This is a genomic window from Schaalia odontolytica (assembly GCF_031191545.1).
GTDB classification, from domain to species: Bacteria; Actinomycetota; Actinomycetes; order Actinomycetales; family Actinomycetaceae; genus Pauljensenia; species Pauljensenia odontolytica.
Map to the genome: position 1 here is coordinate 12,317 of NZ_CP133472.1, position 26,510 is coordinate 38,826.

Genomic DNA, 26,510 nt, shown 5'->3' on the forward strand with positions numbered 1-26,510 from the left:
CGCTCCGCGGACACTAGGCGCGCAGCGACGCTCCCAGAACTTTTGCTGCCTTCGCGACGACCTGCGCGCGAACCTGCGACGACTCCTTCGCGGTCAGCGTGTGGTCTGCCGCGCGCAGTCGCAGCGCAAATGCAAGAGAACGGTGGCCCTCGGGCACCTGATCACCTTCGTAGATGTCGAAGAGCGTCACGGACTCAGCAAGCTGACCCGCACCCTGACGCACGATCTGCTCGACGCGCGAAGCCGGGATATCGGAGGGCACAACCAGTGCGATGTCTTCCTTTGCCAGCGGGAAGGTCGAGACTCCCTTGACCTGAATGGGAGCAGCACTCATCTGGGAAATCAGCGCATCCATGTCGATCTCGAATGCGCACGAACGCGCGGGAAGACCGAAGGAACGGCAGGCTGCAGGCGACAGTTCGCCGGCGAGCGCGACGTCCACGAGGTCTCGGCCGGCACGCACGAAGACGCGGGCCACGCGACCGGGGTGGAACGGCGCAACGGCAGCGGGATCCGTCGCCGGAGCAGGCATCGGAGCGCCCTTGTGCGCGGGCACCTCGTCCATCCACGCGCGCGTCACCTCGACGCGTACGCCAAGGCCTGAGGCGACGCGACGCACATGCTCAAGAGCGTCCGCCCAATCGAACGCCCGAGCATTCGCCAGGACGCCGGCCGGAACGGCCTGGCCGGTCAGGACGCCGCCAATGTGCCAGGGCTGCGCCGGGATACCGGCTTCGAGCGCCGCAAGCACCTCATCGGAAGGCCGTTCGTCGGCACCGGGCAGGTCTGCCGGGACAGTTCCCGCTGGACGAGCAACCTTAGCGACTTCGAAAATCGCTACATCCGCATTGGATCGCGAGACGTTACGGCCAGCGACATCCAGAAGGGTGTCAAGGATCGTCGTGCGCAACCACGGTGCGTCATCCGCCATGGGATTACGCAGGCGCAGCGCCTCGCGGCGCGGATCGTCGACGGGAATGCCCTGACGATCCCAGGTATCGGACACGAACGGGTAGGACTCGACCTCGACCAGTCCCCCGTCAGCGAGCGCCGCTGCCGACAGACGGCGAGCCTTCTGCGCGGTCGTCAGACCGTGGCCTGCCGGGGCGGTGGGCATGATAACTGGAATGTTGTCGTAGCCGTCAAGGCGAGCGACTTCCTCGACCAGGTCAGCCGGCAGTGTCAAATCGGGACGCCACGAGGGAGCGGTAACCGTGAACACGCCGTTGTCGGGACCTTCCACGACACACCCGACCGTGCGCAGCAGCTCGGCGATGCGCTCGGGAGTATGCGCGACGCCGGTCAGGCGCTGCGCTTCACCGACGGGAAGCGAGATGACGACGTCCTCTCCACGCTCGTCCACGTCCGTCACGCCCTCGTCGGCCGTGCCGCCGCCGTACTGGACGAGCAGCTCGACGGCACGCTGGGCAGCCACCGCAGGGAGCTGCGGATCCGTACCGCGCTCGAAGCGCTTCGCAGCCTCAGAATGCAGCTTGTGGCGGCGCGAGCTACGGGCAACCGACACCGAATCGAAGTGAGCGGCCTCGAAGAGAACGTCGCTCGTGCCCTCGCCGACCTCGGAGTAGGCCCCGCCCATGACACCGGCGATGCCGATGATGCGAGAACCCTCACCCTCGGGCGAGTCAGTGATCAGCAGATCCTGCGGGTCAAGCTCGCGCTTTTCCTCGTCGAGGGTCACCAGCGTTTCCCCAGCGCGGGCGCGGCGCACGACGATCGGACCGGCCAGGTCGCCCAGATCGTAGGCGTGCATCGGCTGGCCAAGGTCGAGCATGACGTAGTTCGTGATGTCGACGGCCAAGGAGAGCGACCGCATTCCGGCGGCCTCGAGACGCTCGACCATCCAGCGCGGTGTCGGGGCGGAAGGGTTCGTCCCGCGCACAACACGTGCGACGAAGCGGTCCACACCAGAGCGGCCACGAATCGGGGCGTCGTCGGAGAACACGACCGGGAAGCCGCAACCGTTCGCGACCGCAGGCTCGCTCGCGATCACGCCGGGCAGGCCGGGGTCGCGGAAGGACGCGCCGGTGGAGTGCGAGTATTCACGAGCGATACCGCGCATGGAGAAGCAATACCCACGATCCGGGGTCACGTTGATCTCGAGGACCTCTTCGCCCAGGCCGAGCCAGGACACGATGTCGGTGCCGACGGCGGGGATCTCCCGGTCCGGGAAGTACTTCGGCAGCACGATGATGCCGTCGTGGTCCTCGCCCAGGCCGAGCTCGCGCGCGGAGCAGATCATGCCGTCGGAGACGTGACCATAGGTCTTACGAGCGGCGATCTGGAAGTCTCCTGGCAGGATCGCGCCAGGCAGAGAGACGACGACGAGGTCGTCGACGTCGAAGTTGTGGGCACCACAGATGATGCCGCGGCTCGGCAGATCGGAGGGCTCTTTTCCGGTGCCGGGAGCATCGTTATGCTCCCCCACATCCACACGGCAGTAGTTGACAATCTTGCCGTTCGATGCGGTCTCTTCCACACGGGTCAGAACACGACCCACGACGAGGGGACCGGTGACGCGCGCCGGGTGAATCTCTTCCTCTTCGAGGCCGACCTTCACGAGGGCGGCAGCAAGAGCCTCGGCGTCGGTTCCTTCGGCGACGTCAACGTGATCGGCCAGCCAGCTCAGCGGGACCATAGGCATGTCAGTTACCCCTTCCATTCACTCCGAACTGCTGGGAGAAGCGCACGTCTCCCTCAACGATGTCATGCATATCGGCGATGCCGTGACGCAGCATCAGCGTGCGCTCGATACCCATACCGAAAGCAAAACCCGAGTAGACCTCAGGGTCGACGCCGTTGGCGCGCAGCACGTTCGGGTTGACCATGCCGCAGCCGCCCCACTCAATCCAGCCGGGGCCACCCTTCTTCTGAGGGAACCACAGATCCATTTCGGCACTGGGTTCGGTGAAGGGAAAGTACGAGGGACGCAGACGAGTCTTCGCCTCGGGGCCGAACATGGCCTTGGCGAAGTGGTCGAGAACGCCCTTGAGGTGAGCCATCGTCAGTCCCTTATCGACGGCGAGGCCCTCCACCTGATGGAAAACCGGGGTGTGGGTCGCATCGAGCGCGTCAGAGCGGAACACCTTACCGGGACAGGCCACGTAGAGGGGAACACCGCGAGAGAGCATGGCGTGCGACTGGACCGGGGAGGTGTGCGTGCGCATTACAAGGTGAGCACCATCCTCGGTCTGCGCGCCGACGCTGCGGCCGTCGATGTAGAGCGTGTCCTGCATCTGGCGCGCCGGGTGATCGATGTCGAAGTTGAGGGAGTCGAAGTTAAACCACTCGTGCTCGATCTCGGGGCCCTCGGCAATATCCCAGCCCATCGCCACGAAGAAGTCAGCGACCTCTTCCATAAGGGTCTCGAGGGGATGACGAGCACCAGCCGAGCGGCGCACGGTCGGCAGGGTCACATCGACGGACTCCTCGACGAGCATGCGAGCCTCATGCTCAGCGGCAAGAACTGCCTGACGTTCCACGAGCGCCTCGGTCAACACCTTGCGCGCCTGACCGAGATTCTTGCCTGCGAGACCGCGCTGCGCGGGCTCGAGCGAGCCGATCGTGCGATTAGCGGTCACGAGCGGTGCCTGATCACCGAGGATCGAGGCGCGAACAGCCTTCAGCGCATCAAGCGAGTTCGCGGCCTCAATATCGGCGAGGCCGGCCTCACGAACGGCGTTAACGGCTGCCTCGTCAAGAGGATCAAGGTCAGGGGCATTGCCAGCCATGTCCTGCTTCCTTCTTCTTTCCATCTGGGGTCATTACTGCGCGCATCACGCGCACCGCGCACCATCCTACCCGTTCGTCTATCCTCACAGCTCACCGGATCCACGGGCGCGCTACCCTGTAAGACATGAATGCGCTCTCGCGCCGACCAACAGCTCACCGAAGGAATCCCGTGTCTCACATTACGCAACCGGAGAACGTGCCCACGGCCTCGTCGCAGACGCCCGCGCTCTTTTCCGCCAAGCGCGTGCGCATCCAGCACATCGCTCGCGCGAAGGCTGAGGGAATTCCCCTCACCATGCTCACCGCCTACGATGCGCTCACCGCGCCGATCCTCGAGGCAGCGGGGGTGGACATGCTCCTCGTCGGCGATTCGCTTGGCAACGTGATCCTTGGCCACTCCTCGACGCTACCCGTCACCCTGGAAGACATGGAGCGAGCCACAGCGGCCGTCGCTCGCTCAACCTCGCGCGCGATGATCGTCGCAGACCTTCCCTTCGGTGCCTACGAAGACTCGGTCGAGCACGCCTTTGCCTCCGCCACGCGCCTCATGAAGGCCGGCGCGCACGCCGTCAAGCTCGAGGGCGGCGAGAGCCGCGCCCACATCATCGCTGGCCTGGTCTCGGCGGGCATCCCCGTGTGCGCCCACCTGGGTTACACGCCCCAGTCGGAAAACACCCTGGGCGGCCCTCGTGTGCAGGGTCGCGGTGACGGCGCAGACGCCCTGCGTCGCGACGCCGAGGCCGTCGAAAAGGCCGGCGCATTCGCCGTCGTTTTCGAAATGGTGCCTTCCTCGATCGCCACCGAACTCACCCAGACGCTGTCGATCGCCACGATCGGCATCGGCGCGGGCCCGAATACCGACGGCCAGGTGCTCGTGTGGTCGGACATGGCGGGATACTCGGACTGGACGCCTTCCTTCGTGCGCACGTTCGGGGAGCTGGGTCGTGCCCTGCACGACGCGGCTAGCGACTACGTCGATGCCGTGCGTGAGCGCAGCTTCCCGGGCCCCGACAACTACAAGAACGACTAACGCCACCCGGTAGGAGGACGAAGATCCATGGAAGCATCGCCACTCGCGCGACGTGCGCCCCTCGGTACGCTCAAGCCGGGCCGCATCTCGCCTATGCGCGCCGTACCCGGGCACATCGAGCGCCCCGAGTACATGTTCCACGACGGACCCGAGCGCGTCACAGCCTCGGACATTAAGAGCCCCGAGACCATCGCAAAGATCCGCGAGGCAGGTCGCATCGCGGCCGGTGCCATCGAGGCCGTCGGTGCCGCCATCGCGCCGGGCGTGACCACGGAGGAACTCGACCGCATCGGTCACGAGTATCTGATCGCCCACGACGCATACCCTTCTTGCCTGGGCTACATGGGCTTTCCCAAGTCCCTGTGTTCCTCGATCAACGAGGTCATCTGCCACGGCATTCCGGACGACCGACCGCTCGAGGACGGCGACATCGTCAACATTGACATCACGGCCTACAAGGACGGCGTCCACGGCGACACGTGCGCGATGTTCGAGGTGGGATCCGTCGACGAAGAGTCTCACCTGCTCATCGAGCGCACCAAGAACGCCATGATGCGCGGCATCAAGGCCGTGGGGCCGGGCCGCGAAATAAACGTGATCGGTCGCGTCATCGAGGCCTATGCGAAGCGCTTCGACTACGGCGTCGTGCGCGACTACACGGGACACGGTGTAGGCGAGGCCTTCCATTCGGGCCTGATCGTCCCCCACTACGATGCGGCCCCCGCCTACGACACGGTCATGGAGCCCGGCATGGTCTTCACGATCGAGCCGATGCTGACCCTGGGCACGGTCGAGTGGGAGCAGTGGGACGACGACTGGACCATCGTGACGGCCGACCGCTCGCGTACTGCCCAGTTCGAGCACACCGTTGTCGTCACCGAAGACGGGGCTGAGATCCTCACCCTTCCGTGACGGTGATCTTTCGAGGCCCGCCCTCAGGCTCTCACAGTCTGAGGCGGGCCTCGCTATTAGTCGTGACATCCCATACAATTCGGGTACGGCGGGCTTCAGGGGCCCGCTGACAACAGATTGTCTTACCCGAGGAGGGGTCATGGCTCACGTCGCATGCGGCATCGATATCGGCGGATCGGGCGTCAAGGGCGCGCTCGTTGATCTGGAAACCGGCGAGTACATTGGCGAGCAGATCCGAATTCCCACGCCTAATCCCGCCACGCCCGAGGCCGTCGCAGCCGTGTGCCGCGAGGTCATCGACCAGCTCGACGTCAAGATCGGCGTTCCGATCGGCGTCACCTTCCCCGCCCCCGTTTTTGACGGCGTGATTCCCTACATGGCGAACCTCGACCAGTCGTGGGTCAACGTCGACGTCGACGAACTCATGGAGCGCTACCTGGGTCGCGCAGTCGTCGCGCTCAACGACGCGGACGCGGCGGGCATCGCCGAAGTCGCCTACGGTGCGGCCAAGGGCCGCGACGGCGTCATCGTCTTCACCACCCAGGGCACTGGAATCGGCTCGGCGATCATCGTCAACGGCACTCTCCTCACCAACACCGAGCTCGGCCACCTCGAGATCGACGGCACTGACGCGGAGAAGAACGCATCCTCGGGCCAGAAGACCCTGCAGGGCCTGGATTGGGAGCAGTGGGCCGAGCGTCTTCAGCGCTACTACGGTCACGTAGAGTTCCTGCTCAACCCCGACCTCTTCGTGGTCGGCGGCGGCGTGTCCGAGAACCATGAGAAGTTCATGCCCCTCCTGAAGCTGAAGACCCCCATGATCCCTGCGAAGCTGCTCAACACGGCCGGCATCGTGGGTGCCGCCTACTACGCGGCCCAGCACAGCTCCTAAGAGCCCGCACACGCAGAAGGACCCCGACGTGAGTCGGGGTCCTTCGCGGATCTGTCGGCCTATACGCCGGGTTCTGTCACGCACGCCGTTGCCGAACGTGCGGCGGCGACCATCTATCTAGGACCGTCGTTACCGACGGCCTCCAGCAACCTACCCGCAGGCATTGGACGGGCCGCCCTGCCTGCTGCTCGGTCTTGCTCCGGGTGGGGTTTACCTAGCCGACGCGGTCACCCGCGCCGCTGGTGAGCTCTTACCTCACCTTTTCACCCTTACCGACGCATGCGCACCGGTGGTTTGTTTTCTGTGGCACTGTCCCGCGGGTTACCCCGGGTGGCTGTTAGCCATCACCCTGCCCTGTGGAGCCCGGACGTTCCTCGAGCGTTTCCGCGCGCGGCCGCCCAGCCGGCAGATCCGCAACGATCATAGCGCGCAGGGGCGCACCCCCGCGATAGGGTGGTGCCCATGCTGATCTGGTTACCCCCGTCGGAGGGAAAGAACGCGCCCACGCATGGGCCGGCGCTTGACGTGTGCGCGTTGTCGCGCCAAGGCCTCGCCGAAGAACGCCGACGGGTGTGCGAGGTGCTCGAATCACTTGGAGATGGTCCTGAAGCGGCGGCGATCCTGAAGGTTGGCTCACGAATCGATTTGTCCGTCAACACCGCGCTGACGAGCGCCCCCTGCGCCCCGGCCTCGTCTGTGTTTACCGGTGTGCTGTACGAGGCGATCGAGGAATGCGCGCCTGGCGCATGGTCGAGCGAAGGCGCGTCGTGCATGTCGATCTTCTCCGGACTTTTCGGTGTCCTCTCCCCGACCGACCTCATTCCCAACCATCGTGTCGCGATGGGCGTCTCCCTCCCAGATCTGGGGGTTTTGTCGACCTGGTGGGCACCGCGCCTCGATGAAGCACTATCCCCCGAGGCATCGGAACGCATCGTCATCGACGGCCGATCCGGACCGTATCGCGCGGCCTGCAAGGCTCCGTGGGCGCGCATGTGGGAGCTGCGCGTCGAACGGGAGGTCGGCGGCAAACGCTCCGTCATCTCCCACGACGCGAAGCGCTGGCGCGGTGCCGTTGCCGGTCGACTTCTGGCGTCCAACGGATACTCCGCCGAGGAGACGGCGTCGGCGCAGGAGGCTCTCGAGGGCGCCGCGTACTCGCTGTCTCTCCACGACTCGCAGGGAAACGAACACCGCGTGGCGAAGGTCGAGTACGGCCCAGAAAGGCAGACGAAGAAGGGCGGATCGACACGCACAGTTACGTTGGTCACGCACTGACCGGTACGTTATGCTTTTTCCGGAACCTGCAGGGTGCAGGACCGGCCGACGCGTCGGCCATCAAGGGGAACCAAAGGCATGATCAACGAGGACTACCTGGCTAACATTCGGCCGACTCACCGTCAGCTCCAGTGGCAGAAGATGGAGATGTACGCGTTCATCCACTTCGGTATGAACACGATGACGGACCGCGAGTGGGGCTCCGGCCACGAGGATCCCGCGCTCTTTAACCCGGGAAACGTCGACGTCGATCAGTGGATGCGGGCCCTCGTGAGCGCCGGCATGACCGGCGTGATCCTCACATGCAAGCATCACGACGGCTTTTGCCTGTGGCCCTCCGCCTACACGAAGCACTCGGTGGAGTCTTCCCCCTGGAGGGGAGGGCGCGGCGACCTCGTGCGCGAGGTGTCCGACGCGGCGGCGCGTCACGGCCTTAAGTTCGGCGTGTACCTGTCCCCCTGGGATATGACGGAGGCGACCTATGGACAGGGCGAGGCCTACAACGACTTCTACATCAACCAGCTGATCGAGCTCCTCACCCACTACGGCCCGGTTTTCTCCGTGTGGCTGGACGGTGCGTGCGGCGAAGGCCCCAACGGCAAGGTGCAGATCTACGACTGGCAGCGCATCTACGAGACGGTGCGCGCCTTGGCTCCCGAGGCCGTCATCTCTGTGTGCGGCCCGGACGTGCGCTGGTGTGGCAACGAGGCGGGCAGCGTTCGCACCAACGAATGGTCGGTCGTTCCCGCCGCCCTGCGCGAGGCCGAGCGCACCGCCGAGAAGTCCCAGAAGGCCGACGACGGAGAGTTCTCCCGCCAGGTAGCGTCCGGAGATGAGGATCTGGGCTCGCGCGAGGCTTTGGCCGACTACTCCGGTCCCCTTGCCTGGTACCCCGCCGAGGTCAACACCTCGACCCGCAAGGGCTGGTTCCACCACGCGAGCGAGGACTCCCACGTGCGCAGTGTCGAGGAGTTGTTCTCGATTTGGAAGGGCTCGGTCGGGGGCAACGCCACGTTCCTCCTGAACGTTCCCCCGAACCGCGATGGCCTCCTCGCGGACGCCGACGTCGAGGTTCTCGCGCGCCTCGGCGAGAAGATCGCCGACTTCCGCTGCCGACGCATCGAGGCTTTCCGCGACAACGAAGGCGACGTCGTCACCCTTCGCTTTGACGCGCCGCGCACGGTCGTTGCCGTCGTCCTCGAAGAGGACATCACCCAGGGGCAGCGCATCGACGAGGTCGTCGTGACCTCGTGCGTGGACAGCGGCGTCGAGCAGGAGATCGCTCGGGCTCACAGCGTTGGCTACCGCCGCATTATCACCCTGGATAAGCCCGTGACCGCCACCGGGGTGCGGGTGACGGTCACGAAGAGCAGGCAGGGCTTCTACTTGGCGGACGCGTACGCGGTTCGTTCCTGAGCCTCAGCGCGGCGTGTTCGCCGCCGTGCGCACGACGATCTGAGCCGTGTCCTCGGTCAGGTAGAGCTCGTCGGCGGGGGTCAGGCGGATGCGCTCAAGCTCCATCGGGCTCAGGTCGGCGGCAACGCCGATGCCGTAGCCGTCGCGGACCTCGATGACGGCGAGAGCGCCGTTGCGGCGGCGCGCATCCTCGTACTCCTCGAGCAGCGGGGCGGGCAGGCGACCCGCAAGCTCACGGCGAGTGGCGATGACACGACGCAGTTCCTCGTCCGAGTCCGCGACGTCGGCTTCGAACTGGGCCTTGAGAGCCTCGATGTCGGCGGCGATAGCCTGCGCCTCCTGCTTCATCTTGTCCTGTGCGGCCTGAGCAGCCTCGACGCGCTCCTCAGCCTCCACCTGATCGTCCTCGAGCTTGGCGAGGCGACGGTCCATCTGGGCGATCTCGTGTTCCATGGCCGAGATGTCGCGAATGGGCACCTGATTGTTGTCGATTCGGCCCTGCTGGCGCGCACGTCGCTCGGTAACCTTCGCGATCTCGTCTTCGATGCGGGTGACCTCTCGCGTCGTGTCCGCGATGACAGCGCTCTGGCTGATCGCGGCGCGCTGCAGGTCTGCGACACGTCCGGCAAACTCGCGTACCGTCGCGTGAGCAGGGTGAGAATCGCGCTTGTGGCGCAGCGCCGACTCCTTCTGGTCGAGCTTCTGAAGCTCGAGGAGTTCGAGCTGGTCGGTGTGCTGTGCTTTCACGCTAGTTCTCCCTGGGTGACTCGGTGGCTAGTCCATGGCTCGGTGACAATCGTAGAGACTTCCACGCGAAGTTCCACATCTGCGGCGTGAGCGGCCTCGCGGAGCTTGCGCGCGAGAACGGGGAGCCACGGGGACTCCGTCGCCCAGTGAGATCCGCACAGCAGCGCGGGCGCACCGCCCTCGAGGTGCTCGGAGGCGGGGTGGTGACGCAGGTCCGCCGTGAGGTACACGTCGACTCCCGCGGCGCGCGCGACGTCAAGGGCACTATCGCCTGCCCCGCCAAGAACCGCCACTCGCTTGACCGTGGCGTTCTCGTCACCGCCGACGAACAGACCGGAGGGGCCTGCGGGAAGCACGGAAGCGACGTGGTCGGCGAATGCGCCGAGCGTCGTGGTCTCGACGGTGCCGACGCGCCCCAGGCCGATGTCGTGTCCCTCGGCATCCGTCCCGCACGGCTCCAGCGGAACGGTATCTCGCAGGCCGATCAGGTCGGCGAGCGCCGTCGCGACGCCGTCGCATGCCACGTCCGCGTTCGTGTGGGCATTGAAGAGGGCGATACCGGAACGAATGAGAGTGGTGACGACGCCCCCCTTGGGATCCGTCACCGGCAGGAAGGACGCGCCGCGCAGGAGCAGCGGGTGGTGGGTGATGACCATGTCGTAGGGTTGCCCGTCGCCGGAGGGACCGGCGACGGCCTGTGCGGCGATGGCCGCGGTGGGATCGAGGGCAAGGAGGATCGAGCGCACGGGGGATGCCGGGTCGCCCACGATGAGGCCGACGCGGTCCCACGACTGGGCCGTAGCCGCCGGATACCAGGACTCCATGAGGGCCATAACGTCGCCGACCGTCCACTTCGATGCGGACGTATCGGCCGTGGTTGCGTGACCGTTGGGGTGAGACGAAGACTGCATGCGTCAAGCATACCGGACCCCCATTGAGCAAGGGACCCTGCCCGCGACTATGATCACAACGTGCAGATTTTGAGCCTACTCGACCAGGGGTTGGTCGATTACACGCAGGTTGACGCGCTCCAGCGCTCCGCGCACGAGGAGGTCCTCGCCGGCGGCGAGGACACGCTCATCGTTTCTCAATTCACCCCCACGTGGACGGCGGGGCGTCACACGAAGCCCGAGGATATTCCCTCCACGACGATCCCCGTGATCCGTACCGACCGCGCGGGTTCTGCCACCTGGCACGGCCCCGGTCAGGTCGTCGTCTACCCCGTTGTTCGACTGCGCGAGCCCGTCGACCTCGTGCAGTGGATCCGCGCCGTCGAGGCCTCGGTGATCGATACCGTACGCGAGGTCTGGGAGCTTCCCGTACACCGCGTCGAGGGACGCGCGGGCGTGTGGCTGACCGAAGAGGGACGCCGCGACCGCAAGATCTGCGCGATCGGCCTGAAGGTGGCGCGCGGAGCGACCCTGCACGGCATCGCTCTGAACGTCGATATCGACCCGGCACACGCCTTCGAAGGCATCATCCCCTGCGGGCTCACGGACGCCGACGTGACCTCCCTGTCGTGGGAAGGCATTCACACAACCGTCTCCGACGCCGCATCCGAGCTTCTCCCGCGCATGGTGGAGCACATCTCCCCCTGCCTGGCAACCACTCCCACTTCCGTTTCCTACACGACGAGGTCAACGCTATGAGTACCCTGCCCGATCCCGAAGGACGCAAGCTCCTGCGCATCGAGGTGCGTAACTCGCAAACTCCGATCGAGAAGAAGCCCGAGTGGATCCGCACGACCGCTAAGGCCGGCGATAACTACCAGGACATGCGCTCGCTCTCGCACGCGAAGGGCCTGCACACGGTGTGTGCCGAGGCCGGCTGCCCCAACATCTACGAGTGCTGGCAGGACCGCGAGGCGACCTTCCTGCTTGGCGGCGCACTGTGTACGCGCCGCTGCGACTTCTGCGACATTGCGACGGGGCGCCCCACCGAGTACGACAAGGACGAGCCGCGTCGCATCGCCGAGTCCGTGCGCGACCTCGACCTGCGCTACGTGACGATCACGGGCGTGACCCGAGACGATCTGCCCGACGGTGCCGCATGGCTCTATGCCGAGACGTGTCGTCTCATCCACGAGCTCAACCCGGGCACCGGCGTTGAGCTGCTCGTCGATGACTTCCGCGGCCAGGACGCCTCGATCGACATGGTGATCGACGCCGGCCCGCAGGTCTTCGCGCACAACCTCGAGACGGTGCCGCGCATCTTCAAGAAGATTCGTCCCGCCTTCAACTACGATCGCTCACTCGCGATGATCAAGCGCGCACACGACGGCGGCATGGTCACCAAGTCGAACCTCATCCTGGGCATGGGCGAGACGCGCGAGGAGATCAGCGCGGCGATGCGCGACCTGCACGAGTCGGGCTGCGACCTGCTGACCCTCACGCAGTACCTGCGCCCCTCTCCCCTGCACCACCCGATCGACCGCTGGGTACACCCCGAGGAGTTCGTCGAGCTGGCCGCGCAGGCCGAGGAGATGGGCTTCGCCGGCGTCATGGCCGGTCCCCTCGTGCGTTCTTCGTACCGCGCGGGCCTGCTGTGGGCAAAGGGCATGCGCGCCCGCGGCTTTGAGATTCCCGAGCAGCTACGCCACATCGCCAATTCCGGGTCGACGTTGCAGGAGGCCGGCTCCGTCCTGGCTCGCCTCAAAGAGCGCACCGAGCGTCACGCGGCCATGGCCGCGAAGGCCGCATCGGCCTCGTGACCGCCGATTACTCGCCCGCACGAGCGCTGCTCGCCGCCGCCCGTCGGTACCCGGGTCGCCGCTCTCTCGTGGACGCGGTCACTGGCCAGGAATGGAGCGTGCGCGGGGCCGCGGACACCGTGGCGCGCCTAGCCGCAGCCTTTGAGGGTGCCGGTATCGGCGAGGGTACGCGCGTCGGCGTCATCGGGGCGAACTCGCCGTGGCACTACATCGCCGCCGTGGCGGCCTCGTGGCTGCGCGCGGTGACGGTCCCGCTGTCCCCGCGTATGCCCTCGTCGACGCTCGCCTCGATGTGCGAGCAGGTGGGCGTCTCGTGGGTGTTTCTGGACGAGGTCTCTGCCCACCACGCTCCCGCCCTGTCCGGAGCGGGCGCGCAGGTCGCGTCGTTTGCGGATCTGGCTGCGTGGGCGGATCACGCCGCGCCCATCGAGAAAGCCCCCGCGCGCTGCGGGACCGATCTCGCCGCCATCTTGTTCACGTCCGGGTCTACGGGCACCCCGCGCCCCGTCGCGCTCACGCACGAGGTCATGTGGTGGGGATCGGCAAACTTCCGCGAGGGCTTCGACTACGCGCCGACGTCCTCGGTCGTGGGCGTGTGTGCGCCCGCGAGCCACATCGGAGGCTTCAACGGGACGTCGATGGACGTGTGGACCCACGGCGGCACCCTGGTCACTCTCGGTTTTCCGGGCTCTTTCGACGCGCGCGGCGTCATCGACGCGATCGAGCACTACGGGATCACCATGATGTTCGCCGTGCCCGCGATCGTCCGCGCAATCCTCGACGAGCACCACCGCGCGGGCGGGGACCTGTCGTCGTGGGTGCGTCCCCTCATCGGCGGCGACGCGATGACGGCGGACCTCGCCGAGGCGATGCGCGCGGTCGGCTTGTCCCCCATTCACGTGTGGGGCATGACCGAGACCTCCGGGGCGGGCACGGTCGCCACACCCGATTGCTTGGCGCCACCCGGATCGCTGGGGGTTCCCTTCCCCTACGTGGACCTGCGCGTCATGGCCACCGAGGAGCGCGAGGCCGGCGTCGATGAGATGGGCGAGATCTGGGTGCGCGGTCCCGGCGTCGTGAGCGGCGAGGAGTGGCTGCGCACCGGCGACCTGGCGACTCGGGATGCCCACGGTTGGCTGCACATGGTGGGACGCGCCCACCGCATGATCAACACGGCCGGAGAGCTGGTGGCTCCACCGACCGTCGAGCGGGCTCTACGCTCGCTGGACGAGGTATCGGATGCGCTCGTCGTGGGACTGCCGAATGAACGCTGGGGACAGATCGTCGCAGCCCTGATCGTCGCATCCCCCGAGGGCCGCTCCCAGGCCTCGTCGTTGAGCGCCAACGCGCTGTCCGGCGCCCTGCGCAATTGCCTCGCACCGTGGGAGAAGGTGCGTCGTGTCCTGGTCGTCGACGCGCTTCCGACTACGACGACGGGCAAGCCGGATCCGGTTGCGGCAGCGCGGCTTTTTGACAGTTGAGGACACGGAGCCCAGGTGCGCCAGACCTCACAAAGTGCCGGTGGAATAAATTAGTAAGATTAGCCTTGCGTAATTGAAGGAGAGTCTTATGTCACGCCACCGCATTGTCATCATCGGTTCCGGCTTCGCAGGCCTCAGCGCCGCGCGCCGCCTGAAGAACGCCGACGCCGACATCACCATCCTGGCCCGCACATCGCACCACCTCTTCCAGCCCCTGCTGTACCAGGTGGCCACGGGCATCCTCTCCGAGGGCGACATCGCCCCCACCACGCGCGAGATCCTGCGAGGTCAGAAGAACGTGACGGTTCTACAGGCGCTCGTCGAGGAGATTGACGTCGAGGCGCGCGTCGTCAAGTGGCGCAACCACAACAAGCACGAGCAGACCGACTACGACACGCTGATCGTTGCGGCGGGTGCGGGCCAGTCCTACTTCGGCAACGACCACTTCGCTGTCTTTGCGCCGGGCATGAAGACGATCGACGACGCCCTGGAACTGCGCGCGCGTATCTTCGGCGCGTTTGAGCTGGCCGAGATCGAGACCGACCCGGCTGCTATCGAGAAGCTCCTCACCTTCGTCGTCGTGGGTGCCGGCCCGACCGGCGTCGAGATGGCCGGACAGATCCGCGAGCTCGCCTCTCACACTCTCAAGGGCGAGTTCCGCAACATCGACCCGACCAAGGCGCGCGTCATCCTGGTGGACGGCGCCGAGCATCCTCTCCCCCCGTTCGGCGAGGCGCTCGGCCTCAAGACCGAAGAGGCACTGGCCAAGCTTGGCGTCGAGATGAAGATGAACGCCTTCGTCACTGGCGTGGACTCCGAGGGCGTGACGATCAAGTACAAGTCCGGCGAGGAAGAGCGGATCGAGTCCGTATGCAAGGTGTGGGCCGCCGGCGTGGCCGCGAGCCCGCTGGGCCGGGCCCTCGGCGAGGCCACGGGCGCCGAGGTGGACCGCGCGGGGCGCGTCACCGTCAACAAGGACCTTACCCTGCCGGGCCACCCCGAGATCTTCGTGCTCGGCGACATGATGGCCTTCCCGGGCGTACCGGGCGTCGCGCAGGGTGCGATCCAGTCCGCGCGCTTCGCCGCAGACACCATCGCCGCTCGCCTGGCGGGCCGATCCCCGAAGGCCACCGAGTTCGTCTACAACGACAAGGGCTCGATGGCGACGATCGCGCGCTACAAGGCCGTCGTGAAGATGGGCAACACGAAGCTGACCGGCTTCGTCGCATGGGTTGCCTGGTGCTTCCTGCACCTGCTCTACATCGTCGGCTTCAAGTCGCAGGTCGGCACCCTGGTCAGCTGGTTCTTCAGCTTCCTGTCCGGCGCACGCCCCCAGCGCACGACCACCAACCAGCAGATGGTAGGCCGCCTCGCCCTAGAGCAGCTCGGCGCGGGTGCTTCCGGCAAGCTCGTCGTTGGTGAAGACGTCGCCGAAGAGCGCGAAGAGGACTGACGCACCACGCTCGGACGGCGCACTCATGCGCACCATCGAGCACTTTGTCAAGGCACTCTGACAAACAGGCAAACAAACACAGTGTGGGGCCGGAAGCAAGAGCTTCCGGCCCCACACGCAGGCCATCTTATGTCTGGCGACATGCGCTCCTGTGCGTATGTAGACTGTGCCCATGAGCACAAACAGTAACGTCGCCAATCTGTCAATCTTGGTCGTGAAGACCCTAGTCAAGATGGCCGGATTTGGCTTCGCCGCCGACATGATCGACGGCGCGCAGGAGTGCCTCAATCTGCTTGCCGACCTGAAGAACGACGCTCTTAATAATCCCAATGCGGAGATGATTCGCACGCTGAAAGGCGCAATCAATTCTGAGCTTAATGCCATTCAAGACACACTTCAGCAGGACGGCCTGAGTAGGAAACAGATTAAGCACGCCGTGGCGCAGCTATCGGATGCAGCGGGCCAAACAATCAAGAATCTGACAGAGGACGATGACGCCCTTATCCGCGCGGTCCAGCAACCCGAACACTTCATTGAAGATCTAAAAAGCCACGCCGTACCACTTCCGGACGACTCAAGCGCGGGTATGCAGGCCCACTACGAGAAACTCCTCGATCAAATCGCGCTAGAATTCCTTACCCTCGCACCTTGGTCCGCAAACTTTGAACACGTCGCTCTGACGAGCTTGTTACGCTGCTTCTCTACTTTGGAGGCCCGTATCAAACAAGCTGAGCAAGAGATACGCGAATCCATTAAGCAGAGCGAAAAGCGTCTACACGAACACATAGACAAACAAACGGAATATATCGTCGAAGCAGTAATCAATAGCGGCCCGAACACATTCACCATACGCCGATTTGATACCGGAACACGACCAGCTCCACTATCTCACTCGTTGCCACGATACCCGAAAAGTGGTGACGATACGCTCCAGAAAATTGTATTCGAGTCGTCTGCAACAGGACAACCAACACGCAATGTCCTAATTGGACGACCTGGAAGCGGAAAGACCCAGATCGCAGCATCCATCGCCAACGAATGCAACACCGATGACTGGTCGATGATAGCCTGGTTCGACGCATCGTCACGTTCGAAACTCGAGCAGCAATACGTTATTTTTGGCGAGTCAGCACTCGGGATCATTAGAGACACATCAGAGAGTCCTGCACAGAGCATCGGCAAGATACTACCAAGGTTGAAACAAATTACCAAAGAAAGGACGCTATTTGTATTTGACAACGTCGAAAGCATCAATGACATAATGGGCTTACTTCCTACAGACTTAGGGGCAAATATTGTCGTTACCACCCGAAAAAACTCCGGCTGGGACTCTCAGGAGGGTTGGAACATATTTCGGATAGATAATTTCACACGTCGTGAGTCCGTCGACTATCTGACGAAAGTCACCAACGATGATGACAGAAAATCGGCCACAAAACTAGCCACATATTTAGGTGACCTACCTCTCGCAATTGCGCAAGCGGCAGCGATGGCAAAACGTTACTTTGACTCGAGCATTTCTGACTATTATACATACCTGCAGTCACATTGCGACGAAGACCTTGAAGAACTACTCGAACCAATTGAAGGCAACGACTATACCCAAGGGGCGATCCATGCTCTTCGAAACGCTAAGCAGACCACACTATCTAAAATTACCAGTAACACAGTCAAAGAAGAAGCCATTAAAATTCTGGATTCATTATGCTACCTGGACGAAACAGGCGTTCCAAAAAACTGGCTTAAACGCAAAAGTGACTTTAACAGAAGCAGAGCCTACCAAGCCTTAATCGATTCATCACTAATCGAAGAATCGGACGGTGCACAATTCACGCGCATTCACCGATTGCTTGCACGATCAATGCGAAGCCGATCGACCCATTCAACTTCAGTAACCAACGCAATAGAGACACTAGAATATGCTCTGGGAAGGCAGCTGCAGGATCAATCGATTGAAATTAGAATGCAACATTTACGACACATTTCGACACAACTTCGGGCAATTTGCCAATATTTAATAAACACTGAAGACAACTTCCCACTGACGATCGACGCTATAATAATCGACACACTGAGATACGCTTACGACTTCGGAATGTTCAATTGTGCAACATCACTCTATACTACGATCCACCAATTAACATTCCTTCAGAATAAGGAATCATCCTGGCTAACGATACTTGACTTCCTCGGAATTAACTTGTGCGCACTGAGGAAATTTGACGACGCTCATTCAGTTTACAAAATACTATTTTCCAGCATAGATGATACGCATTTTCTGTACCATATATATAGAGGACACCTTGCCCGATTACTGTATTTTGAAGGACAAGATGTGCAAGCGTTAGAAATTTGCAAAAATACAATCGAAAGCACCGATGCATCTGATCCATTTTATGGGATCTACGAATACACTTTCGCCAAGATGATGATCGACACTACCTTTCCTTTTGACAGCGACAATCAGGCGCATATTCATAATGCGAACACAGCGATTCGTCACGCTCACTTGGCGATTCATCACACAACTGAAAGTCTTCATCAATTTGAACCTCGACATCGGATTAACGCCTGGATGACGATGGCCGAAGCATACAGCGCATTAGATCTACATACAGAAGCAATACACTATTCAAAAAAAGCACTCAACGCGTCACTTCACCAATTAGAAGATTCACACCCAGACGTTTACACGTGCAAGTTCAATCTCTTGGCATATTCCAAGCGATGCTTCGGCCTTACTCAAGCGATAGTCGACGAACTTACCACTTTGGTCTCCGACTTGGAAGCTCAGTATACGACTTTCAGCCCTGAGGCTTTTACAATGCACTACATACTTGCAAAATGGCTTTTTGAAGCAAAACGCTATCAGGAGGCTATTGCTGAAGTCGACCTATGCATCACCGCCTCAGAAAGCCAAAGCGAGACGACTGATCCTCCATTAGACTCATTATATACATTGCGAAATTTGGCGACTTCACAACTGGCAGAGTTATGTAATTGATGACGGTGTCTCTGGCTACCAGGAATGTGTTGGTTATACGCTTCTGTGGCGGCGGTAGCCGGGGATTACTCTAGCGCAGTTGTCTTACTCGTACGCGATCGCGGCGAGGCAGGGTTGCAGGCTTGTGAGCGAAGTCCCTTAACGCAGTTGCGACATATTTATCGATCGGCACTTACGTTGGCTCTGGAGGGGGCAGGGCATTCCGCACCGTTTGTTTTAAGAGATTGTTCTGAGTAGTCCTGGTTGCTTGTGACCGGGCAGATTGGATGACTATGAGGAAGTTACGCAAGCTCAAGCCTCAGCAGATTCGCGCAAGGCTGGAGATGACCGAGGCGTTGCGAGCTGACAGCACGAGTAGGGCCCAGGCCTGCCGCCAACTGGATAGAGGCATCGCCGTGCCCGTGGCACCGGCGTTATGGGCTGATGAGACGCTACGTGGCCTAGTCAACGCGTGAGTTGCGCGAGCGCAACTCACGCCTCAAACAGTTGTTGGCAAAGCTGGCGACAGCATCGGCGCGTGAGCTCGCGGACGGAAGCTTCTCGGCCCAGCACACCGGCGCGAGGCTGTGGGCTGCCTGGTCGGCCGGGGTCTTCTCAGCGTCTTGCGTGCCGCTTTGTCGAGCTGTCTCGGTCAGCGCATCGCCGTGCCCGCGCGGCGGGCAGGGCGAGCACGCTGTAGGACTATGCGCCCGTACACCAGTAGATGAACGATTTTGCCGCCGCACAACGACACTGGTCCTATAAAAGTGCCCGGGCGTGCGCCCACCCTAGCCGAGGGCATTGTCGCGGCCTGTGTGATACGTTCCGGTGCTTGTGGCGTGTAGAAGGACTGCGCGTGCGCGCGAAAAGCCCTCAAGCCTCGCGCCGCGCCTACAGTGCCTGGTCGGGGTTAGCGCTCCGGGGCAAGTGTGAGCCAGCGATTTCCGCTTCGATTCGAATTGGAAGGAGCGCGTGTGCAGGGTCTGTACCGTCATCGATGAGTTCACCCTTCTTCACCCGGCCTTCCATATCGATCGGTGTATAGGTAGCCTCCTACGTAATCGAAATGCTCCACCTGGCTACCTTAGCCTTTAGGGTACCTCAGGTGCTGCGCACCAATTTCGGACCTGAATCGATCGCAACAGCCTTGCGGCGATAGGCCAACGAGCACGATACACCCGAAGCGTGATCCCACCCGGCTAGCAGTGCTTGCACAACCACATGTGCAACGACCTCCACGAGGACGAAATGTTCGAGGATCTGAATCACGGAAGCACACAGATCGGCAGCTGGTCCCAGCGCTACAGTGAAGAACACCCCACAGCACGTGAGGTTGGCTCTCACCCAACCAATACGCATGCCAATGGGCACAACAGCACCAATAACAACCAACAACCCTCAAAATACCCATCGCACATACCAGACCAGGCCGTCGAAAACAGCAGGAAGTAAAGTCAGTCACCGAGTAGCACACTTGGATACGCGTCGGGGCCGGAAGCTTTCGCTTCCGGCCCCAGCCGCTTGTGGGCCCTACCGGGCTCGAACCGATGACCTTCTGGGTGTAAACCAGATGCTCTAGCCAACTGAGCTAAAGGCCCCACGCACGCGCCAATCTACCAGAAGTGACGCGTGCGGTCACGTTCGAGGCAGAGCATCACAGCGCAGGACAGCGCTGCGCACCCAGGCCTCGTCGAAGAAGCTAGCGGCGCGACCGCGGACGCGCGGTCAGGCGCACGCCCGCCCAATTGTCTCCGAGAGCCGTCGAGGTCGTGGCGTGCAGGCCAGCGATCTTAGCGGCCTCCTCCACGTCGCCTACGCGCACGGAGTTGGGACGTCCCGGCTTGGGGATCAACACCCAGATCAGCCCGCCATCATCCAGGTTCGACATCGCGTCCACGAGCACGTCCGCGAGGTCCTCTTCCTCTGCGTCATCCGCGCGCCACCACACGATTGCACCGTCCACGACGTCCGCGTAATCGACGTCCACGATCGGCTGGCCGGTCTCTTCTTCAATCGCTGCGCGCACGGCCTGATCGACGTCATCATCGACGTAGAACTCCTGCACGATCGCATCGGACGCAAAACCCAGGCGCACTGCCATCACGCAGCACCGCCCATCATCGAGCTGGCGCTCAGTGTCATATCAACGTTCACGTCTTCATCCTAGGGCATGGGACCTACCAGAATGCAAGGGATGGACCACGATAAAAGACCCCTACGATCACTCCCCCGCCTGAGCCGTGGATTCATTCGACGCGGAATGCCTACCAAGCGGTGATGCGCACGTCATAGTCACAAGCCGAGGCAAACACTCGCAAAGGTCTGCCATTAGTGGGACAATGGTCCCGATACGTGCGGTGTCGCCAGAGGACACCGCTCACGCAGGCTGCGCAAGCAGCACCGAGTCAAGCGAGAAGGTACACCGTGAGCCAACTCCACGAGTCCCACCCTGTCGTCGTTAACGGCCTGATCCCTCAGGTTCCCGACAACGACCCCCAGGAGACCGCCGAATGGGTTGAGTCCCTGTCCGGGCTCATCAACGAAAAGGGCGGCCCCCGCGCACGCTACATCCTGCTGAACATGCTCAACGAAGCACGCCGCAACGGCGTTCAGCTCCCCCAGGAATACACGACCCCCTACGTCAACACCATCCACGTTGACCAAGAGCCGTACTTCCCCGGCGACGAAGCCATGGAGCGCGAATACCGCCGCTGGATCCGTTGGAACGCCGCCGTCCAGGTGACGCGCGCCCAGCGCCCCGGTGTCAAGGTCGGCGGACACATCTCCTCCTACGCCTCGGTTGCCACCCTCTACGAAGTCGGCCTCAACCACTTCTTCCGCGGCAAGGACCACCCCGGCGGCGGCGACCACGTGTTCTTCCAGGGACACGCCTCCCCCGGCCCCTACGCCCGCGCCTTCCTCGAGGGACGTCTCTCCGAAGAGCAGATGGACGGCTTCCGTCAGCAGGTCTCCACGGAGCACGGCCTGCCCTCGTACCCGCACCCGCGCCAGCTCGAAGACTTCTGGGAGTACCCCACGGTCTCGCTCGGCCTGGGTCCCGCCGAGGCCATCTACCAGGCCTGGTTCGACCGTTACCTGCACATGAACGGCATCAAGGACACCTCTCAGCAGCACACCTGGGCCTTCATCGGCGACGGTGAGATGGACGAGCCCGAGTCTCGCGGCATGCTCCAGCTCGCCGCTCAGCAGCGCCTGGACAACCTCACCTTCGTCATCAACTGCAACCTGCAGCGTCTCGACGGCCCCGTGCGCGGCAACGGCAAGATCATTCAGGAGCTTGAGGCTTTCTTCAAGGGTGCCGGCTGGAACGTCATCAAGGTCATCTGGGGCCGCGGCTGGGACCAGCTGCTCGCCGCCGACAAGGACGATGCCCTCGTCCACGTCATGAACGAGACCCTGGACGGTGACTACCAGACCTTCCGCGCCAACGACGGTGCCTTCGTGCGCGAGCACTTCTTCGGTCGCGACCCGCGCACGAAGGAAATGGTCAAGAACTGGACCGACGAGCAGCTCTGGGAACTCAAGCGCGGCGGCCACGACTACCGCAAGGTCTACGCCGCCTACAAGGCCGCCATGGACCACACGGGCCAGCCGACCGTCGTCCTTGCCCACACCATCAAGGGCTACGCCCTGGGCTCGCACTTCGCCGGTCGTAACTCGACGCACCAGATGAAGAAGCTGACCCTCGAGGACGCCAAGCAGCTGCGCGATCGCCTGCAGATCCCGATCACCGACGAGGAACTCGAGCGCGATCCCTACAAGCCGCCGTACTACATGCCGCCGGCCGACCACCCGGCCCTGCAGTACATGAAGGAGCGCCGCGAGATCCTCGGCGGCTGGGTGCCCGAGCGACGCGCCGATCGCCAGCCTAAGCTGCCGGCCCTGCCCACCCGGCCCTTCGATGCCCTGTCCAAGGGTTCGGGCAAGCTTGAGGTCGCCACGACCATGGCTCTCGTCCGCCTCATCAAGGACCTCCTCAAGGACAAGGAGGTCGGCAAGTACTTCGTGCCGATCATTCCCGACGAGGCCCGCACCTTCGGTCTGGACGCGATCTTCCCCTCGGCGAAGATCTTCAACACGACCGGCCAGTCCTACACCCCCGTCGACGCCGATATGATGCTGTCTTACCGCGAATCCGAGCAGGGCCGAATCCTGCACACGGGCATCACCGAGGCCGGCTCCTCCGCCGCCTTCCAGGTCGTCGGCACGGCGTACTCCACACACGACCTGCCGATGGTGCCGATCTACATCTTCTACTCGATGTTCGGCTTCCAGCGCACGGGCGACCAGTTCTGGGCAGCCGGCGACCAGCTCACCAAGGGCTTCGTCATCGGTGCCACCGCGGGCCGCACGACGCTCGCGGGCGAAGGCCTGCAGCACATGGACGGCCACTCGCACGTCCTGGCTGCCACCAACCACGCGTTCGTCTCCTACGACCCGGCCTACGCCTACGAAATCCGTCACATCATGGCGGACGGTCTCGAGCGCATGTACGGCGACGCGGGCGACCGCGACCCCAACGTCATGTACTACCTGACGGTGTACAACGAGCCGATCCACCAGCCGGCCGAACCTGAGAACGTGGACGTCGAGGGCATCATCAAGGGCATCTACAACCTCGACGAGCATCAGAACTTCGGAGGCCCCAAGGCTCAGCTACTCGCCTCGGGTGTCGGCGTGCCGTGGGCACGCGAAGCCCGCGAACTGCTCGCCCGCGACTGGGGCGTGGACGCCGCCGTGTGGTCCGTGACCTCGTGGAGCGAGCTGCGCCGCGACGGCCTGGACGCCGAGGAACACAACTACCTGCACCCCACGGAGCCGCGCCGCACGCCCTACGTGTCCACGAAGCTCGCAGGACGCGAGGGTCCCTTCGTGGCCTCCTCCGACTTCGACCGTATGCTGCCCGACCAGATCCGCCAGTGGGTCCCCGGGGACTACCACGTGCTCGGCGCGGATGGCTTCGGCTTCTCCGACACCCGTCGCGCCGCACGCCGCTGGTACCACATCGATGCCGAATCGATGGTCGTGCGCACGCTGGCAGCCCTGGCCGACAAGGGTCAGATCGACCCCTCGACCGTCCAGCAGGCCATCGAGAAGTACGACCTGTTCAACTACTCGATTCAGGGCAACGACCACGCCGGCGAGGAGTGATCGTCGCTAGGCCCGCGCTCCTCCATCGCGGCACCCAGCGATCATGAGAACGAGGCCGGGGATCCCCACGCGGGTTCCCCGGCCTCGTTGTGCGCGTCGGACGATTAGTCTTCCTCTGTGCCCGCGTACTTCGGGTTGGCGAGGTTCTCCGGCGAGAGGATCCGCTCGACCTCTTCCTCCGAGAGGAGCTCCATGTCGTGGATGACCTCTCGCACCGTCTTGCCTTCAGCGGCCGCCCGCTTGCCGACGACATCGCCCAGGTGGTGGCCGATGACGTCGTTGAAGTAGGTGACGATGCCGATCGAGTTTTCTACGTAGCTGCGGCACACGTCGGCGTTCGCGGTGATGCCGGCGACGCAGCGCTCACGCAGCGTATCGCAGGCATTCACGAGCAGGTTGATCGACTCGAAGAGGGCCTGACCGATGACGGGTTCCATGACATTGAGCTGCAGCTGGCCGGCCTCGGCCGCCATGGTGACGGTCTGGTCGTTACCGATGACCTTGAAGCACACCTGGTTGACGACCTCGGGGATGACCGGGTTGACCTTGGCGGGCATGATCGACGAACCCGCGGCCATCTTGGGCAGGTTGATTTCGTTCAGGCCGGCGCGTGGGCCCGAGGCCAGGAGGCGCAGATCGTTGCAGACCTTGGAAAGCTTCACGGCGCTTCGCTTGATCGTCGCGTGCATGGACACGTAGGCACCCGTATCTGAGGTGGCCTCAAGGAGGTTCGGGGAGCCGACAACGCGGGCACCGGTGATGCGGCGCAGGTGGCGCACAACGACCTGCTGGTAGCCGTCCGGCGTGTTCAGCCCGGTGCCGATCGCGGTCGCGCCCAGGTTGGTCTCCAGGAGCAGCTCGGCGTTGTTGACGAGGCGATCATCCTCTTCGCGCAGCGTGTGCGCGAAGGCGGAGAATTCACTACCCAGCGACATCGGGACAGCGTCCTGCAACTGCGTGCGACCCATCGTCAGGATGTGACGGAACTCGGCACCCTTCTCATCGAAGGCGTCGGCCAGCTCATCGATGGCCTTGCGCAGGCGGTTGACCTTGCGCCACAAGGCGATACGAAAAGCCGTGGGGTAGGCATCGTTGGTCGACTGGGAACGGTTGACGTGGTCATTCGGGTTGATGATGTCGTAGCGGCCCTTGTCCTCCCCCAGGATCTCGAGTGCTAGGTTCGCGATGACCTCGTTCGCGTTCATGTTGACGGACGTCCCAGCACCGCCCTGGAACTGATCGACGGGAAACTGATCCATGCAGCGGCCATTCTCGATGATCTCGTCGCAGGCGGCGATGATGGCCTCGGCCTTAGAGGGCTTCATCGCCTTGAGCTGCATGTTCGCCAACGCGCAGGCCTTCTTCACCTGGGCAAAAGCGCGGATCAGCTCGGGAGCCTCGTTAATCGTTGATCCTGAGATCTGATAGTTCTCGATGGCACGCAGCGTGTGGATGCCCCAGTACGCTTCCTTGGGAACTTCACGGGTACCAAGCAGATCTTCTTCGGTGCGGGTCAACGTCGTTCCTTCCGTCGGTTCGCTCGCCGGTCCATTCCGGGCGATGCGCCTATATCCTAGGCCCATAAGGCCTGGAAATTCAGCACTTTACGAACATTAGATGCGTCGTTGAAGCTCCGCTGACAAGGTCTTTCGCTAGTGATTGGAAGCGGCGTCAGAAACGGAGTCGAGCAGATCCCCGAGCGTCGACCAGGCCTGGACCTGAGCATCCGTCAGCGCCACCTTTGCCTCGCGTTCGACACGCGCGACGACGGCATACAAAGAGACATCATCCATGTCGAGATCTTTGCGCAGGGTGTCCTGCCCTCTCACGAGTGCCGGGTCGACCTCGACCTCGTCGAGCACGGCCTCCATCGCGATCACGCGCGCCCTCTCACACGCATCTGATGCGCGCTCCAGGTCCGAGGCCGGGGCCGCGCCGGGCGCTTCGTCGGATGCCTCGGGGTCGACCAGCTGCGCTAAGCCTGCACGCAGCTGGTCCCCCAGCAGGTCGGCGATGGAGCCCATTAGCCGACCCGGTTGTTGAGCCAGCGCACGGGCGCGCCTGCGCCGGCGTGGCGGAAGGACTCGAGTTCGTCATCCCACGCCTGGCCGAGGGCCAGATCGAGGCCCTCACGCAGTTCTTCGTACGTGGTAGCGGACTCCAGGGCAGCGCGGATACGGTCCTCGGGCACAACGACGTTACCGATCGTGTCCATCTGGGAGTGGAAGATGCCCAGGGAGGGCGTGTGGCACCAGCGGCCGCCGTCACTCGACGCCGTGGCTTCTTCTGTTACCTCGTAACGCAGGTGCTCCCAACCGCGCAGAGCGGACGCCAAACGGGCACCCGAGCCTACCGGTCCGACCCACGAGAACTCGCAGCGAACCATGCCCGGTGCCGCTTCCTGGTCCGACCACTGAAGGCGAACCTCCTGGCCGAGCGCGGTGCCCAGCGCCCACTCGATGTGCGGGCACAAAGCGGGCGGTGTTGAGTGCACGAAAAGTACACCGCGGGTGTATGACCCTCTCATTGTTCCTCCTGTTGGCTTTGTCAGGATCGTCTTCCCCTACGCCCTAACTAGCCACGAGTATCAATGATCTGCGCCGAAAAGGCGCACACGATGTGACTACAGGATAGTAGAACGCGCCGAGGAATGCACTCCATTCCCCGGCGCGTCTACGCCTCTACGAGG

The 26,510-nt window shown here is 63.2% G+C and carries 19 protein-coding genes, 1 tRNA gene and 1 other RNA gene; 11 read left to right on the plus strand and 10 right to left on the minus strand.

Translation table 11 applies throughout. The annotated features are described in order from the left end of the window. Window positions 1–13 precede the first annotated feature (13 nt). On the minus strand, window positions 14–2,662 hold the full coding sequence (gene pheT, locus RDV55_RS00050) for a phenylalanine--tRNA ligase subunit beta (RefSeq protein WP_111823101.1): 2,649 nt from the start codon (window positions 2,660–2,662) through the stop codon (window positions 14–16). 1 nt (window position 2,663) lies between these two features. Beyond that, complete coding sequence (gene pheS, locus RDV55_RS00055; protein ID WP_111823100.1) at window positions 2,664–3,749, minus strand: phenylalanine--tRNA ligase subunit alpha; 1,086 nt, start codon at window positions 3,747–3,749, stop codon at window positions 2,664–2,666. 170 nt (window positions 3,750–3,919) lie between these two features. Here pheS and panB point away from each other — a divergent pair, with 170 nt between their 5' ends. The 3 genes from panB to ppgK all read left to right on the plus strand — a co-directional run bounded on the left by panB (window position 3,920) and on the right by ppgK (window position 6,584). Next, window positions 3,920–4,780 (plus strand): 3-methyl-2-oxobutanoate hydroxymethyltransferase, encoded by an 861-nt coding sequence (panB, locus tag RDV55_RS00060; protein ID WP_111823099.1) that lies wholly within the window; start codon window positions 3,920–3,922, stop codon window positions 4,778–4,780. Window positions 4,781–4,807: 27 nt separating this feature from the next. Then, complete coding sequence (gene map / locus RDV55_RS00065; protein WP_174703785.1) at window positions 4,808–5,692, plus strand: type I methionyl aminopeptidase; 885 nt, start codon at window positions 4,808–4,810, stop codon at window positions 5,690–5,692. 139 nt (window positions 5,693–5,831) lie between these two features. After that, complete coding sequence (ppgK, locus tag RDV55_RS00070; protein WP_111823098.1) at window positions 5,832–6,584, plus strand: polyphosphate--glucose phosphotransferase; 753 nt, start codon at window positions 5,832–5,834, stop codon at window positions 6,582–6,584. A gap of 46 nt (window positions 6,585–6,630) precedes the next feature. Here ppgK and rnpB read toward each other — a convergent pair. Next, window positions 6,631–6,994: RNase P RNA component class A (gene rnpB / locus RDV55_RS00075), an RNA gene on the minus strand. A gap of 52 nt (window positions 6,995–7,046) precedes the next feature. On the opposite strand from rnpB, the gene RDV55_RS00080 reads away from it, so the two are divergent. Continuing rightward, window positions 7,047–7,859, plus strand: coding sequence for a YaaA family protein (locus tag RDV55_RS00080; protein WP_111823097.1), 813 nt, complete (start codon window positions 7,047–7,049; stop codon window positions 7,857–7,859). A 78-nt stretch (window positions 7,860–7,937) separates the two neighbouring features. After that, window positions 7,938–9,275 (plus strand): alpha-L-fucosidase, encoded by a 1,338-nt coding sequence (locus tag RDV55_RS00085; RefSeq protein ID WP_111823096.1) that lies wholly within the window; start codon window positions 7,938–7,940, stop codon window positions 9,273–9,275. Between the two features lie 3 nt (window positions 9,276–9,278). On the opposite strand, the gene RDV55_RS00090 is transcribed toward RDV55_RS00085, so the two are convergent. Both RDV55_RS00090 and RDV55_RS00095 read right to left on the minus strand, forming a co-directional pair. Beyond that, window positions 9,279–10,022 (minus strand): zinc ribbon domain-containing protein, encoded by a 744-nt coding sequence (locus RDV55_RS00090; protein ID WP_111823095.1) that lies wholly within the window; start codon window positions 10,020–10,022, stop codon window positions 9,279–9,281. After that, window positions 10,019–10,933, minus strand: a complete 915-nt coding sequence (locus RDV55_RS00095) for a Nif3-like dinuclear metal center hexameric protein (RefSeq protein WP_111823094.1) — start codon at window positions 10,931–10,933, stop codon at window positions 10,019–10,021. The genes RDV55_RS00090 and RDV55_RS00095 overlap by 4 nt, the downstream gene beginning before the upstream one ends. Window positions 10,934–10,993: 60 nt before the next feature. On the opposite strand from RDV55_RS00095, the gene lipB reads away from it, so the two are divergent. The 5 genes from lipB (at window position 10,994) to RDV55_RS00120 (ending at window position 18,670) form a co-directional block, all read left to right on the plus strand. Next, window positions 10,994–11,671, plus strand: a complete 678-nt coding sequence (gene lipB / locus RDV55_RS00100) for a lipoyl(octanoyl) transferase LipB (protein ID WP_111823093.1) — start codon at window positions 10,994–10,996, stop codon at window positions 11,669–11,671. Next, on the plus strand, window positions 11,668–12,732 hold the full coding sequence (gene lipA / locus RDV55_RS00105; protein WP_111823092.1) for a lipoyl synthase: 1,065 nt from the start codon (window positions 11,668–11,670) through the stop codon (window positions 12,730–12,732). Before lipB ends, lipA begins: the two co-directional genes overlap by 4 nt. Beyond that, entirely contained in the window at window positions 12,729–14,213 is a 1,485-nt protein-coding gene (locus RDV55_RS00110; RefSeq protein ID WP_111823091.1) for a class I adenylate-forming enzyme family protein, read from the plus strand. The genes lipA and RDV55_RS00110 overlap by 4 nt, the downstream gene beginning before the upstream one ends. Before the next feature lie 88 nt (window positions 14,214–14,301). After that, the gene (locus RDV55_RS00115) at window positions 14,302–15,666 is read left to right on the plus strand and encodes an NAD(P)/FAD-dependent oxidoreductase (protein WP_111823090.1); all 1,365 of its coding nucleotides are present in this window, start codon (window positions 14,302–14,304) and stop codon (window positions 15,664–15,666) included. 172 nt (window positions 15,667–15,838) lie between these two features. Further along, the gene (locus tag RDV55_RS00120) at window positions 15,839–18,670 is read left to right on the plus strand and encodes an NB-ARC domain-containing protein (RefSeq protein ID WP_111823089.1); all 2,832 of its coding nucleotides are present in this window, start codon (window positions 15,839–15,841) and stop codon (window positions 18,668–18,670) included. A 1,503-nt stretch (window positions 18,671–20,173) separates the two neighbouring features. On the opposite strand, the gene RDV55_RS00125 is transcribed toward RDV55_RS00120, so the two are convergent. Together RDV55_RS00125 and RDV55_RS00130 are read right to left on the minus strand one after the other, a co-directional pair. Further along, a tRNA-Val gene (locus RDV55_RS00125) sits at window positions 20,174–20,247 on the minus strand. 101 nt (window positions 20,248–20,348) lie between these two features. Then, window positions 20,349–20,750, minus strand: coding sequence for a DUF3052 domain-containing protein (locus RDV55_RS00130; protein WP_003795367.1), 402 nt, complete (start codon window positions 20,748–20,750; stop codon window positions 20,349–20,351). Window positions 20,751–21,073: 323 nt separating this feature from the next. Between RDV55_RS00130 and aceE the strand changes: the two genes are divergently transcribed. Next, the gene (aceE, locus tag RDV55_RS00135) at window positions 21,074–23,821 is read left to right on the plus strand and encodes a pyruvate dehydrogenase (acetyl-transferring), homodimeric type (protein WP_111823087.1); all 2,748 of its coding nucleotides are present in this window, start codon (window positions 21,074–21,076) and stop codon (window positions 23,819–23,821) included. Between the two features lie 104 nt (window positions 23,822–23,925). On the opposite strand, the gene aspA is transcribed toward aceE, so the two are convergent. From aspA to RDV55_RS00150, 3 genes are all read right to left on the minus strand, one after another. Next, window positions 23,926–25,338, minus strand: a complete 1,413-nt coding sequence (gene aspA, locus RDV55_RS00140; protein WP_111823086.1) for an aspartate ammonia-lyase — start codon at window positions 25,336–25,338, stop codon at window positions 23,926–23,928. 135 nt (window positions 25,339–25,473) lie between these two features. Beyond that, window positions 25,474–25,845 (minus strand): phosphopantetheine-binding protein, encoded by a 372-nt coding sequence (locus RDV55_RS00145; RefSeq protein ID WP_111823085.1) that lies wholly within the window; start codon window positions 25,843–25,845, stop codon window positions 25,474–25,476. Then, window positions 25,845–26,348: a DUF3145 domain-containing protein gene (locus tag RDV55_RS00150; RefSeq protein WP_111823084.1), complete on the minus strand. Its 504-nt coding sequence runs from the start codon at window positions 26,346–26,348 to the stop codon at window positions 25,845–25,847. The genes RDV55_RS00145 and RDV55_RS00150 overlap by 1 nt, the downstream gene beginning before the upstream one ends. Window positions 26,349–26,510: the final 162 nt, after the last annotated feature.

Coding starts and splice junctions, on each gene's coding strand:
- pheT (WP_111823101.1), bottom strand. CDS start 2,662: ATGCCTATGGTCCCGCTGAGCTGGCTGGCCGATCACGTTGACGTCGCC.
- pheS (WP_111823100.1), bottom strand. CDS start 3,749: ATGGCTGGCAATGCCCCTGACCTTGATCCTCTTGACGAGGCAGCCGTT.
- map (WP_174703785.1), top strand. CDS start 4,808: ATGGAAGCATCGCCACTCGCGCGACGTGCGCCCCTCGGTACGCTCAAG.
- ppgK (WP_111823098.1), top strand. CDS start 5,832: ATGGCTCACGTCGCATGCGGCATCGATATCGGCGGATCGGGCGTCAAG.
- RDV55_RS00080 (WP_111823097.1), top strand. CDS start 7,047: ATGCTGATCTGGTTACCCCCGTCGGAGGGAAAGAACGCGCCCACGCAT.
- RDV55_RS00085 (WP_111823096.1), top strand. CDS start 7,938: ATGATCAACGAGGACTACCTGGCTAACATTCGGCCGACTCACCGTCAG.
- RDV55_RS00095 (WP_111823094.1), bottom strand. CDS start 10,933: ATGCAGTCTTCGTCTCACCCCAACGGTCACGCAACCACGGCCGATACG.
- lipA (WP_111823092.1), top strand. CDS start 11,668: ATGAGTACCCTGCCCGATCCCGAAGGACGCAAGCTCCTGCGCATCGAG.
- RDV55_RS00115 (WP_111823090.1), top strand. CDS start 14,302: ATGTCACGCCACCGCATTGTCATCATCGGTTCCGGCTTCGCAGGCCTC.
- RDV55_RS00120 (WP_111823089.1), top strand. CDS start 15,839: ATGAGCACAAACAGTAACGTCGCCAATCTGTCAATCTTGGTCGTGAAG.
- RDV55_RS00130 (WP_003795367.1), bottom strand. CDS start 20,750: ATGGCAGTGCGCCTGGGTTTTGCGTCCGATGCGATCGTGCAGGAGTTC.
- RDV55_RS00145 (WP_111823085.1), bottom strand. CDS start 25,845: ATGGGCTCCATCGCCGACCTGCTGGGGGACCAGCTGCGTGCAGGCTTA.
- RDV55_RS00150 (WP_111823084.1), bottom strand. CDS start 26,348: ATGAGAGGGTCATACACCCGCGGTGTACTTTTCGTGCACTCAACACCG.